This window comes from Phycobacter azelaicus, from assembly GCF_014884385.1.
In the GTDB taxonomy this organism is placed as follows: domain Bacteria; phylum Pseudomonadota; class Alphaproteobacteria; order Rhodobacterales; family Rhodobacteraceae; genus Phycobacter; species Phycobacter azelaicus.
In genome coordinates, this window is sequence record NZ_WKFH01000003.1 from 2,493,175 (window position 1) to 2,505,998 (window position 12,824).

Sequence of the window (12,824 nt, forward strand, 5' to 3'; positions counted from 1 at the left end):
CTTGGGCTGCCTGCCACAATAACTGCGTGAACAGGGCCCATGGTCGACAGTACTGAATCAGAAAGCCGCAGGTTACTTGGCCGCCTGCGCGAGGCGATGGCTGGGGATGCGCCCGGCCAGGCCCGTCTGGACAAAATCACTCACCTGATTGCTGACAGCATGGGGACCGAGGTGTGCTCGGTCTATCTGTTCCGTGATGAAGAGACGCTCGAGCTTTGCGCAACCGAGGGTCTGAACGTCGAATCGGTTCATGAGACCCGTATGCGCATCGGTGAGGGTCTTGTTGGCCGTGTCGCCAGATATGGCAAGGTGGTCAATACGGCGGATGCGCCCAATGCCAAGGGCTTCCGTTACATGCCGGAGACCGGAGAGGAGCGTTATTCTTCTTTCCTGGGCATACCCATCCAGCGCCTCGGCGAGATGATGGGCGTTCTGGTCGTGCAGTCCAAGGATGCGCGGGAATTCTCGGCTGATGCGGTTTATGCCTTGGAAGTGGTAGCTATGGTCATCGCAGAGATGGCTGAGCTTGGTGCCTTTGTGGGCGAGGGCGCGGCCTTGTCCCCCCTACATCAGCAGCCTGTTCTGATCTCGGCGACAACAGCTCAGGAAGGGGCGGCCGAAGGGCACGTCTGGCTTCATGAACCGCGGGTTGTCGTGACGAATCCAATTGCGGATGATCCTCATAAAGAACTGCAACGCCTGACCGAGGCCGTGGAAGAGTTGCGTGTCGGTGTCGACAAGATGCTGAAGATCTCGGAGAACGGTGACAAGGACCAATTGCAGGTCCTTGAAACTTATCGGATGTTTGCCAATTCCAAGGGCTGGATGCGGCGTATGGAAGAGGATATCTCACGCGGGCTGAGCGCCGAGGCCGCGGTCGAGAAAGAACAGTCCCAGGCGCGGGCGCGCATGTCTCAGGTGCAGGACGCATATCTGCGCGAGCGGCTGAGTGACCTTGATGACCTTTCCAACCGGCTTCTGAGGATTCTGACAGGGCAGGGCACCGAAACAGGGGCCGAGCTGCCCGAGAATCCTATCTTGATTGCGCGGAATATCGGCCCGGGTGAGCTGTTGGAATACGGACGCTCCCTGCGTGGGATCGTGCTGGAGGAAGGCTCCGTCGGCTCCCATGCTGCCATCGTGGCACGCGCGCTTGCTATCCCCTTGGTGGTAAACGCAAAACGCATCACCACAGAGGCGCTGAACGGCGATCACATCATGGTGGATGGCGATCAGGGAGTTGTGCACCTGCGCCCCGATGAAACCGTTGTCAGCGCCTTTCGCGACAAGATTGCGATGCAGGCGGACGCTCAGGAACGCTATGCCTCGATCCGCGAAACGCCTGCGGTGACACGTGACGGGGCACGGGTAAACCTGTTGATGAATGCAGGGCTGATGGCGGATCTGCCGTCCTTGGATGGATCGGGCGCCGAAGGCGTGGGCTTGTTCCGCACCGAGTTACAATTCCTCGTGCGAAACCAGATGCCTAAACGATCTGAGCTTGTTGCACTGTATCAGCGGGTTCTGGATGCCGCGCACGGAAAACGGGTGGTTTTTCGGACGCTCGACATCGGCTCGGACAAGGTCCTGCCGTATATGAAACCCACGGATGAGCCGAATCCAGCCTTGGGATGGCGGGCCATTCGGGTCGGGCTGGACAAGCCGGGAATCATGCGAATGCAGCTGCAGGCCCTGATCCGGGCTGCAAATGGGCGCCCCTTGTCGATCATGTTCCCCTTTGTGGCGCAGTTCGAAGAATACCGAGCCGCACGCAAAGAGGTGGACAAGACGCTCGAACGCGAGCGGATCTTGGGACATCCGCTGCCTGAGCGGCTGGACGTGGGCGCGATGCTGGAGACGCCTTCGCTGGCGTTTGCACCCCATAAGTTCTTTGAAGAAGTCGATTTTCTTTCGATTGGTGGCAACGATTTGAAGCAGTTCTTTTTTGCGGCGGATCGGGAAAATGAGCGCGTTCGCAAACGCTACGATACGCTGAATGTTAGCTTCCTGACTTTTATTGAGCAGATCGTAGAGCGATGCGGCCGCTCTGACACGCCGCTCAGCTTTTGTGGTGAGGATGCCGGGCGCCCAATAGAAGCAGCCTGTCTGGCGGCAATGGGCATTAGGACCCTCTCGATGAGGCCTGCTTCAATTGGGCCAGTTAAGTCTTTGTTAATGCGTGTAAACCTTTCTGAATTGCGGAAGATCATTTCGGATTCGCGCCATCGCGGCGATCAGTCTGTCAGGCCAGCGATCATGCGGTACTTGCGCGAAATTTGAAACTTTACAATGGGTTAGCCTTCAACGTCTTAACCTTTGCCTTGCGCGCGTGCTGACGACGTGTGGTGCCAATGCCATTTTTGGCACTGGGCGACCTGTCCCTGAGTTTTTTGCCCATGAGGAGCAGGCGTAGGTTCGAAACCTCCTCACAGGTCGATGTGAGAGTGCTTGGATCGAAGGGCGTAGAAGCCTCTGCGGTCAGAATGCGATTGCACAATATCGTCAGAAATAATTAAAAGTTTTTGATATTTTTAACTGAATTGCCCAAACCATACATTGCCGACGATGTGGGCATTTTGCCCACTGTTCGCTCACAGGTTTATCCACAGGTTCTGAGGGGCTGCGCGGTCGCTTTTGCCTGCGGCAAGATGAGCCACTGCTGTACACCGCGTCATGATAAGTCCACTGCTGTCGAGCCGACGCGAGACGGGCAACGTCTTATCGAGGATATCAAATGATTACCCACAGGATATTCACATTAAGTATTTCTCCTTGCCATCTGAAATAAAATGTAAAGTGGGAAATCGATTGGCTGACTTCAAAGGCCAAGCACCGGATAGTTATCCCCTTCACAATAGCCCAAAATGGTTTCCAAGATGTTGCCGAGGTCGTCCTCTTAAATTTCAAGCATGAAACTTTAAGCTTGAAGTGTTTGTCGTCTCGCTTATCCTCCTTGGCAAAAGCAAACTGTTGCGGAGGATCGTATCATGAAAGTTGCCTGCTTAGGGGGAGGTCCTGCGGGGCTCTATTTTGCGATCTCCATGAAGCTGCGCCAGCCAGACGCCGAGGTCACTGTATTCGAACGCAACAAGGCAGATTATACATTTGGCTGGGGAGTCGTGCTCTCGGATGATGCTCTTGAAAACCTGACGGAAAATGATGCCGAAAGCGCTGCTGAAATCCGTCGGAACTTTGCCTATTGGGACGACATCGCGGTTGTGCATAAAGGAGAGCGCACCGTTTCTGGTGGGCATGGGTTTGCCGGGATCGGTCGAAAGAAGATGCTGCTGATCCTGCAAGAGCGCGCCCGCGCTCTTGGCGTTGACCTTCGGTTTGAAACCGAAGTTGGGCCAGCGGCCGACTATCAGCAGGATTATGACCTCGTGGTCGCCTGCGACGGCCTGAACTCACGAGTTCGCAATGAGTTCGCTGAACACTTCAAGCCCAACATCGATGTGCGGCCCTGCAAATTCATCTGGCTCGGAACACACCAGAAGTTCGATGACGCTTTCACCTTTGTCTTTGAAAAGACCAAGCACGGTTGGGTCTGGATCCATGCCTATCAGTTCGATGCGGATACAGCCACCGTGATCGTCGAGTGCTCGGCCGAAACCTGGGAGAACTGGGGGTTTGAGAGTATGTCCAAGGAAGAGATCATTCGCACCTGCGAAGAGATCTTTGCCGATCACTTGGGTGGCCATGAGTTGATGTCCAACGCGGACCACCTGCGCGGCTCCGCTGTCTGGATCAATTTCCCGCGGGTTCTGTGCGAGAAATGGTATCATGAAAATGTCGTTCTTTTGGGCGACGCTTCGGCGACGGCGCATTTTTCCATTGGCTCTGGTTCGCGGCTTGCCTTTGACAGTGCCATTGCCTTGGCCGAACTGTTGACCACCGAGCCTTCGATGGAGCGCGCCTTCGAGCGCTATCAGGAAGAGAGGCGTCTCGATGTGCTGCGCCTTCAATCTGCGGCGCGTAACTCACTTGAATGGTTTGAAGAAGTTGAGCGCTACCTTGATATGGATCCGGTCCAGTTCAACTACTCGCTGCTGACCCGCTCGCAACGGATTTCCCATGAAAACCTACGTCTGCGGGACCCCGAGTGGCTGAAGTCGGCGGAACGGTGGTTCCAGCAGCGTGCTGGGGTGCCCAGTGATGCCCCGGTGCGGGCGCCGATGTTTGCCCCGTATCAGCTGCGGGATATGAGCCTCAGCAACCGGATCGTTGTTTCACCCATGGCGCAGTACAAGGCTGTCGATGGCTGCCCCACCGATTGGCACCTGATCCACTATGGCGAACGTGCCAAGGGCGGCGCGGGCCTGGTCTATACGGAAATGACCTGCGTCAGCGCCGAAGGGCGGATCACGCCCGGCTGTCCCGGCCTTTACGCGCCCGAGCACGAGGCCGCCTGGAAGCGACTGACAGACTTTGTGCATGGTGAAACCGAGGCCAAGATCTGCTGTCAGATCGGCCATTCGGGCCGCAAAGGCTCGACCCAGCTCGGATGGGAGGAAATGGACGCCCCGCTGCCCGACGGAAACTGGGATCTGGTCTCGGCTTCGGCCCTGCCATGGTCGCCAAACAACGCCACGCCCCGTGAAATCTCGCGTGCCGAGATGGATACGGTCAAGGCAGAGTTCGTCGCCGCCGCAGAAATGGCCGATCGTGCCGGTTTTGACATGATCGAGCTACACGCTGCGCACGGCTATCTGATTTCGTCTTTCATTTCGCCGAAATCGAACGCGCGCCAGGATGACTATGGTGGGTCGCTCGAGAACCGGATGCGCTATCCGCTTGAAGTCTTTGCGGAGATGCGCACGGTCTGGCCAGCGCATAAACCCATGTCTGTGCGCATCTCCGCCAATGACTGGGTGGGGGATGAAGGCGTCACCCCGGAAGAGGCGGTTGAGATTGCCAAGGCGTTTTCAAAGGCGGGAGCAGATATCGTCGACGTGTCCGCCGGGCAGACCTCAATCGACGCAAAACCGGTCTATGGTCGGATGTTCCAAACGCCGTTCTCGGATCGGATTCGGAATGAGGCGGGCATTGCCACCATGGCGGTCGGCAATATCTACGAGGCGGATCACGCCAATTCCATCTTGATGGCGGGACGTGCAGATCTGATCTGTGTTGGGCGCCCGCATCTGGCCGATCCCTATTGGACTCTGCATGAGGCGACCAAGATCGGAGATCGTCTGGGCCACTGGCCGTTGCCCTATGAGGCTGGTCGAGATCAGGCCTGGCGCCTTGCGGATCGTGACGCCGAGGTGATCCGCGCATGAGTGTCGCGGGAAAACACGTTGTGATCAGTGGCGGTGGCTCTGGCGTTGGCGCCGAATTGGCAGCGCGTTTTGCTTCCGAAGGCGCCCGCGTCACCATCCTGGGGCGTCGCATGGAGCCATTGGAGCAGGTGGCGGCGCAAACCTCGGCCTTGCCGCTGGCCTGCGATGTGACGGACCGGGCGGCGGTCGGGGCGGCAATCGAAGAAGCGGCGACCAAGAATGGGCCTGTCGCCATTGCGCTTGCCAATGCGGGGGCAGCACCTTCGAAACCCTTTGACCGCATGACAGCGGAAGACTTCGACGATGCGCTCTCGGTCAATCTGGCCGGGGTATTCAACCTCTGGCAGGCGGCCTTGCCGGGGATGAAGCAGGCCGGTTGGGGGCGAATGATTGCGATTGCCTCCACAGCGGGTCTCAAGGGTTATCCCTATGTATCGGGTTACTGCGCCGCCAAACATGGTGTTCTGGGCCTCACCCGCGCGCTGGCTGTGGAGCTGGCACGCACCGGTATCACGGTGAACGCGATCTGTCCGGGTTTCATTGAAACGCCGCTTTTGCAAAGATCGGTGGACAATATCGTGGCCAAGACTGGTATGACGGCAGAGCAGGCGGCCAAGTCCCTGCGCGCGGGCAACCCGCAAGGAAGGTTCATTCAGCCCGGTGAAGTGGCCGATGCCGCGCTTTGGCTGGCAAGCGAGGGGGCTGGGTCCGTCAATGGCTCTGCCCTGCCAATTTCCGGAGGAGAGATCTGACAGGTGCCTGAGACTTCAAAAGACAGATTGCGGCTATGGCTCAGGGTGCTGAAGGCAACCCGTGCCGTGGAAAGTGAGATCCGCGAGAACCTGCGCCGCGATTTTGCGACCACTTTGCCGCGCTTTGATGTGATGGCGGCACTGGTGCAGCATGAGGAGGGCCTCAAGATGAGCCAGCTGTCGGGCGTGCTGAAAGTGTCAAACGGAAATGTTACCGGCATCGTCGAGCGGCTGGTTGAGGATGGGCACGTGCAGCGCGCGCCGGTGCCCGGGGATCGCCGCGCAAGCCTCGTACGAATGACCGAGCAGGGGCGAAAAGAATTCGCCCGTCAGGCGGCCGCGCATGAGGGCTGGATCGATCAGATGTTTGCGGATGTGCCGCCCGATGCCGCCCAAGGAATGTCCGAGGCGCTGGATGCTGTCGCCCGCCGACTGGAAAACAAGGAAAAGAGCTGATGATTTCGACCGATACCAAACATTTCCTGTGCAGCGTCGCGGATGGGATTGCGACCGTCTCGCTGGACCGGCCTGAGCGCAAGAACCCGCTGACCTTTGACAGCTACGCCGAGCTGCGCGACTGGTTCCGGGCGCTTCACTATGATGATGACATCAAGGCGGTGATCTTTGCATCCAACGGTGGCAACTTCAGTTCGGGCGGCGATGTGCATGATATCATTGGCCCATTGACCAAGATGAACATGAAGGAACTGCTCGCCTTCACCCGCATGACCGGCGATCTGGTCAAGGCGATCGTGAACTGTGGCAAGCCGGTGATTGCTGCCATCGACGGGATCTGCGTTGGCGCGGGTGCGATCATTGCCATGGCCTCGGACCTTCGGATCGCAACGCCAGAGGCGAAGACAGCCTTTCTGTTCACCCGTGTCGGTCTTGCTGGCTGTGATATGGGCGCCTGCGCCATCCTGCCCCGCATCATCGGGCAGGGCCGTGCGGCTGAGCTGCTCTACACGGGACGCTCCATGAGCGCCGAAGAAGGGGCCGCTTGGGGCTTTCACAACAAACTGGTTCCTGCCGATGATCTGGAGGCGGAAGCGCGGTCCTGGGCCACGCGCATCGCGGCTGGTCCGAACTTTGGCCATATGATGACCAAAACCATGCTGGCGCAGGAATGGTCGATGTCGATCGAGCAAGCGATCGAGGCCGAGGCTCAGGCCCAGGCGATCTGCATGCAGACCGCCGACTTTGAGCGCGCCTACCATGCCTTTGTAAACAAGGAAAAACCGGTCTTCGAAGGAGACTGAGACAGGGGCGCCCGCCAAGGTTTCCTGGCGGGCGTTTTCATGACGAAAGAGCTGCAAAAGGCAGCCAACAGGGAGTGCAATCATGGCCGACCGGACATTTCTGAACTGGCCCTTCTTCGAGGACCGCCACCGGCAACTGGCGGTGGATCTGGATGCCTGGGCGAGCGAGAGCCTTGGCGCGATCGATCATTCCGATACGGATGCGGCCTGCCGGGCGCTGGTTGCGGCGCTGGGGCAGGGCGGCTGGGCCCAGTATTCCGGAGCGGCAGAAGGCGAAATGCTCGATGTTCGTAGCCTCTGCCTGATCCGTGAGACCTTGGCGCGCCACGATGGGCTGGCCGACTTTGCCTTTGCCATGCAAGGCCTTGGAACTGGAGCGATTTCCTTGTTTGGAAGTCCTGCACAGCAGGCAGAATGGCTGCCGCAGACGCGATCGGGGCAGGCCATCTCCGCATTTGCCCTGACAGAGCCGCAGTCAGGTTCGGATGTGGCAAATTCTACCATGTCCGCGACCCTTGATGGCGATGATTATGTTCTGAATGGAGAAAAGACCTGGATCTCTAACGGTGGGATTGCGGACGTTTACACGCTTTTTGCCCGCACCGGAGAGGGGCCGGGCGCCAAGGGGCTGTCGGCCTTTATTGTTCCCGCAGGTCTGCCGGGGTTTGAGGTGGTGGAGCGCCAGCAGGTGATCGCACCGCACCCGCTTGCCACGCTGCGCTTCACCGATTGCCGCATCCCGAAAAGCGCGATAATCGGCGCGCCGGGGCAGGGGTTCCGTATTGCCATGTCGGTGCTGGATGTCTTTCGCTCGACCGTGGCTGCTGCTGCGCTTGGCTTTGCTCGCCGCGCGCTGGACGAGGCTTTGGCGCGCGTGACCAGCCGACATGTGCAGGGCGCACCATTGTTCGATTTGCAGATGGTGCAGGGGCATATCGCCGACATGGCTCTGGATATCGATGCAGCCGCGCTGCTTGTCTACCGCGCCGCCTGGGCCAAAGACTCTGGCGCGGCTCGCGTGACCCGCGAAGCGGCGATGGCCAAGCTGTTCTCCACCGACCAGGCCCAGCAGGTGATCGACAAGGCGGTGCAGCTTCATGGCGGCGACGGTGTGCGTCACGGCCAGAAGGTGGAGGAACTCTACCGCGATATCCGGGCGCTTCGCATCTATGAGGGTGCGTCAGACGTGCAGCGGGTTGTCATTGCGCGCCAGACCCTTGGCGCCTTTCAGGGGGGGAACTGATCATGCTGGGACCGACAGCGCATATCGATACCTTCACACGGGACAACCTGCCGCCGATCGAGCAATGGCCCGAATTCCTGCTGGATGGGTTTGACTACCCGGAGCACTTGAATGCAGCGGTAGAACTGACCGACGCCATGGTCGACAAAGGCTTTGGTGATCACACGGCGCTGATTGGCAATGGGCGCCGCCGCACCTACAAGGAACTGTCGGACTGGACAAACCGCCTTGCAAATGTGCTGACCGAGGATTTGGGCGTCAAACCGGGCAACCGGGTGCTGATCCGCTCGGCCAATAACCCGGCCATGGTGGCCTGCTGGCTGGCTGCGACCAAGGCAGGCGCGGTCGTGGTCAACACCATGCCGATGCTGCGCGCGGGGGAACTCTCTGCGATCATCGACAAGGCTGAGATCACCCATGCCCTCTGCGATACCAGGCTGATGGATGAGCTGGTCTCATGCGCCAAGACATCTGAATTCCTGACATCGGTGGTGGGCTTTGATGGCACCTCGAACCACGACGCCGAACTGGATAGGCTGGCCCTTGAAAAACCGGTGACCTATGAGGCAGTGCAGACCGGACGCGACGATGTGGCGCTGTTGGGCTTCACCTCGGGCACCACGGGATCGCCCAAGGCGACGATGCATTTTCACCGGGACCTTCTGATCATCGCCGATGGCTACGCCCGCGAGGTGCTGGACGTGCAGCCTGAGGACACGTTTGTTGGCTCGCCCCCCCTGGCCTTTACCTTTGGCCTCGGGGGGCTTGCGATCTTCCCGTTGCGCTTTGGCGCCACGGCAACCCTGCTGGAGAATGCATCGCCCCCGAACCTCATCGAGATCATCGAGAAGTATAAGGCGACTGTTTGTTTTACCGCACCAACGGCGTACCGCGTTATGCTGCGCGCCATGGAAGAGGGGGCGGATCTTTCCTCCCTGCGGGCTGCCGTATCAGCAGGGGAGACCCTGCCTGCCCCGGTTTACGACGAATGGATGGAAAAGACCGGCAAGCCGATGCTTGATGGGATCGGTGCCACGGAGATGTTGCATATCTTTATCTCCAACCGCTTTGACGACCACAAACCGGCCTGCACCGGCAAGCCTGTCACGGGCTATCAGGTGCGCGTGCTCGACGCTGATGGCGATGAGGCGCCGCGTGGGGACATCGGCCGCCTTGCAGTCAAGGGGCCAACGGGCTGCCGCTACATGGCGGACGACCGGCAGGCGACATACGTGCAGGACGGCTGGAATGTAACGGTCGACAGTTTTGTCATGGACGAAGAAGGCTACCTACATTTCGCCGCCCGCAACGACGATATGATCATCTCATCGGGCTACAATATTGCGGGCCCCGAGGTGGAGGCTGCACTGCTGGCGCATGAGGCGGTGGCCGAATGCGCCGTCATCGGCGCTGCGGATGAGGCCCGCGGTCAGATCGTCGAGGCGCATGTGGTTCTGTCGTCCGGCCATGTACCGTCAGATGCGCTGGTCAAGCTATTGCAGGATCATGTGAAATCCGCCATCGCACCATATAAGTATCCGCGCTCCGTGGTCTTCACCAAGGCGTTGCCGAAGACGGAAACCGGCAAGATCCAGCGATTCCGCCTGAAGGCGTAGATTATCGGCGGTGCCTGTTCTCATGGGGCAGGCACCGAAGCAAACCCGAGCATGTTTGGACTTGTACTTGGTCATGAATCACGGTACGTCCTGCGCCACACCACAAAGTCCTTGGTTGCAAGGTAGAAGGCGAGTTGGCGGAGTGGTGACGCAGCGGATTGCAAATCCGTGTACACCGGTTCGATTCCGGTACTCGCCTCCATTTAAAAACAATCACTTACATCACTCCTTGCCGTGCTTGAGGCCCTGCGTTTACAGGGGCGTTTACATTTTTGTGTCTTGAGACAGTGATTTCGCTCGATTGAGCTTGCGCAGAACCGCATCGCTTTCGTCCGGGCTAACCTGCGCATAATGCTCGATAACCTGCGCCGCGTAGCGAACCGACCACCCCATCAGCACCGCAATCTGGCGCAGAGACAGATCGGCATTTAGCAATCTTGTCGCCGCCGTCCCGCGCGTATCAGACAGAGTCTTCTCCCTGCCATCGATCCAAGGGGGGATCTGAGCTTCGCGCCGCCACTTGGTGATCTGGTTCGATGCCCAACGGGCCGTCAAAGGCCTGCCAAGCTCTGATACCAGCAGCACATCTTGGCCCTCCGGCGTCTCTGCGATCAGTTTCTCAAGTGCCGATGTGGCCGGGATATATGCGATCTGGCCGCGCTTACTGGTCCTGAAGCGAAGGCGCTTGCCGTGCGGCGTGTCTTCGAATTGGTCCATTTTAACCTGAACCAGATCGGCCGCTCGCAAGCCGGTTTCGCATCCTGCGGTCAGGATCCTCTGCACCCATTTCGGCGCGTGCTTATTGAACTGCGCTATGTCGCCACTCGTCCAAATGATCTCAGTCCGGTTCGATTGGTAGAGCTTCTTGAGCTTGTGACAGTGATGCTCTTTCAGCTTTCCCTCTTCCACCGCCCAATTCAGAACGCGTGTCGCATGGGTGCCCGCCATGTCGTGCTGCTTGGGCGAATGGAGCCACTTCTTGCGCCAATTATTGACCTCGCCCCGCGAGGCGCGTTCTTCGAACATCGCGACAGGATCTGCACCGAATTCTTCGCGAAACAGCTCCAGCCATTTGCGGATATCAGCCTTTGAACGCTCAGCCTTGGGCAAGGACGCGCTGGACAGAAAATCGTCGACCAAGTGAGTCGTCAGATATTCAGCCGGGCTCACGGGCGTACCGCACTGTGAAAACGCATGGAAGAATTCGGGCTCTTTGGGGTTCGGGTCCGTCCCCTCCCAAAATTTGGGGCCGCCCCGCCAGGCATAGAAATGGTAGCGAACACCAGACACAACTTTGCGCCGGACACGGTGGACGCCCTTGGGAAGGTTACTTCTGGGCACGGCGCGCTCTCCGCTGTGCAACGAGGCTCGGTTGCGAAGTGGCCTCGCGTTCTGCCGCGCTGATGCCCTGAACAGCATCCAATCGCGCGCGAATGAGTTTCGGGTCATACCACCCGCGCCGCCCTGGCACCGGAGCGATACCCGTCCTACGGCAGAAGTCATAGAAGGACGCGCTCGGCTCACTGTAGCCGAAGAGAAGCGCAAGCTCTGGGGTCGGAATCAGCTGAATATGGCTTGGGCTCATTTTTCAGCCCTCTCACCCACGGCTTCTTGCCGCGACATGGCTGCCCGCAAACAAGACACCACCTGAGCGCCCTGTGAGCGTAAGTTGCGCACAGCCTCCTCTTCGAGCCAGGCTTTCACGTCCGCTGGAAGGTTAAGTTTGAACTGGGTTGTCTTCATATTTACACCTCAACAAAAGGACATAAAATGTCCATATCATTGAGGACAAATATTGTCCATCATGCAATCATGAAAGAAGAAGCCTTGGTCCAATTCAAACTCTTGCTTCCTGCCGCGCTCAAGAAGCGTCTGGAAACGCATGCCACACTGAACCGGCGCAGCCTGTCTCAGGAAATCGTCGTCGCCCTAGAGGAGAAGTATCCGGCCGCAGAACCGGATGCGACATCCGATCCAGCGGCCCGTATGCTGTTCTGGCTCGCCAAACGCATCCGTCGAAGAAACCCAAAGCCTGGGACGCCAAGGGACAAACAAGCCGCGCTATATGAACGCATTGCGGGCGATATCGCGGAACGCATGAAAGACATCGGCGAATAACCCTAGTAGGCCACCCACTCATATCCGTGGTTGCCCTCGTGATCTTCCCATTCCACGCCAACTCCTCGTCGCCAATTCGATGATGAACAGCGCCGTGACGGCAGAACCCATTGCGGGGCGGCCGCTGGTGTCGTGCTTTGCCAGCCGAATTCGCCCTGCGTGCCATAGGTCCCGAGGCGCATGTTGTAACTCTCAGAACAATCATCGTCGCGACCGCGTTCGCGATGGCTGTAGTGCCGAACATCCCAGACACGAATCGAGCGTACGAAATCGAATTCCAGACCACTGATGTCGATATCGGCACCACCTTCGACTACCTGTGCCAGAATGACTTGTGCGAGCTGCTGACCTGATTGGTTGCTGGCCTCCCAGATTTTCGGGGCCGTGCTTTGCAAAGGCACACGCTCAGAAACACCCATCGGACAACGCCAGATTTGCAACGGCGGCTCAATCGGCCAGGGCGTGATCCGACGGATAAACACGGCACGGGCATGGGCACATTCTGCTGACGCGGGCCACCCACCAGCCAGGCAAAGCAGAATGGCGCAGTCAAC

General features: G+C 58.7%; 10 protein-coding genes and 1 tRNA gene. 9 read left to right on the forward strand and 2 right to left on the reverse strand.

The annotated features are described in order from the left end of the window. Positions 1–39 precede the first annotated feature (39 nt). From ptsP to INS80_RS13090, 8 genes are all read left to right on the forward strand, one after another. Positions 40–2,280, forward strand: coding sequence for a phosphoenolpyruvate--protein phosphotransferase (ptsP, locus tag INS80_RS13055; RefSeq protein WP_192966057.1), 2,241 nt, complete (start codon positions 40–42; stop codon positions 2,278–2,280). A gap of 707 nt (positions 2,281–2,987) precedes the next feature. Then, complete coding sequence (locus INS80_RS13060) at positions 2,988–5,282, forward strand: bifunctional salicylyl-CoA 5-hydroxylase/oxidoreductase (protein WP_192966058.1); 2,295 nt, start codon at positions 2,988–2,990, stop codon at positions 5,280–5,282. Beyond that, a complete protein-coding gene (locus tag INS80_RS13065; protein ID WP_192966059.1) occupies positions 5,279–6,034 on the forward strand; it encodes an SDR family NAD(P)-dependent oxidoreductase in 756 nt (251 codons plus the stop codon). The genes INS80_RS13060 and INS80_RS13065 overlap by 4 nt, the downstream gene beginning before the upstream one ends. Before the next feature lie 3 nt (positions 6,035–6,037). Beyond that, positions 6,038–6,490: a MarR family winged helix-turn-helix transcriptional regulator gene (locus INS80_RS13070; protein WP_192966060.1), complete on the forward strand. Its 453-nt coding sequence runs from the start codon at positions 6,038–6,040 to the stop codon at positions 6,488–6,490. Beyond that, positions 6,490–7,293 carry an enoyl-CoA hydratase family protein gene (locus INS80_RS13075; RefSeq protein WP_192966061.1) on the forward strand — a complete coding sequence of 268 codons (804 nt, stop codon included), beginning with the start codon at positions 6,490–6,492 and terminating at the stop codon, positions 7,291–7,293. The genes INS80_RS13070 and INS80_RS13075 overlap by 1 nt, the downstream gene beginning before the upstream one ends. Before the next feature lie 82 nt (positions 7,294–7,375). Beyond that, on the forward strand, positions 7,376–8,536 hold the full coding sequence (locus INS80_RS13080; RefSeq protein WP_192966062.1) for an acyl-CoA dehydrogenase family protein: 1,161 nt from the start codon (positions 7,376–7,378) through the stop codon (positions 8,534–8,536). A gap of 2 nt (positions 8,537–8,538) precedes the next feature. After that, positions 8,539–10,152 (forward strand): AMP-binding protein, encoded by a 1,614-nt coding sequence (locus INS80_RS13085; protein WP_192966063.1) that lies wholly within the window; start codon positions 8,539–8,541, stop codon positions 10,150–10,152. Between the two features lie 128 nt (positions 10,153–10,280). After that, positions 10,281–10,354: transfer RNA gene (locus INS80_RS13090), tRNA-Cys, on the forward strand. 62 nt (positions 10,355–10,416) lie between these two features. Here the strand turns inward: INS80_RS13090 and INS80_RS13095 are convergent. Then, a complete protein-coding gene (locus INS80_RS13095; RefSeq protein WP_369411406.1) occupies positions 10,417–11,322 on the reverse strand; it encodes a tyrosine-type recombinase/integrase in 906 nt (301 codons plus the stop codon). 642 nt (positions 11,323–11,964) lie between these two features. On the opposite strand from INS80_RS13095, the gene INS80_RS13100 reads away from it, so the two are divergent. After that, the gene (locus tag INS80_RS13100) at positions 11,965–12,270 is read left to right on the forward strand and encodes a hypothetical protein (protein WP_050673817.1); all 306 of its coding nucleotides are present in this window, start codon (positions 11,965–11,967) and stop codon (positions 12,268–12,270) included. Between the two features lie 2 nt (positions 12,271–12,272). Here INS80_RS13100 and INS80_RS19340 read toward each other — a convergent pair whose 3' ends face one another. Next, positions 12,273–12,689, reverse strand: a complete 417-nt coding sequence (locus INS80_RS19340) for a hypothetical protein (protein WP_226892620.1) — start codon at positions 12,687–12,689, stop codon at positions 12,273–12,275. Between the last annotated feature and the right edge of the window lie 135 nt (positions 12,690–12,824).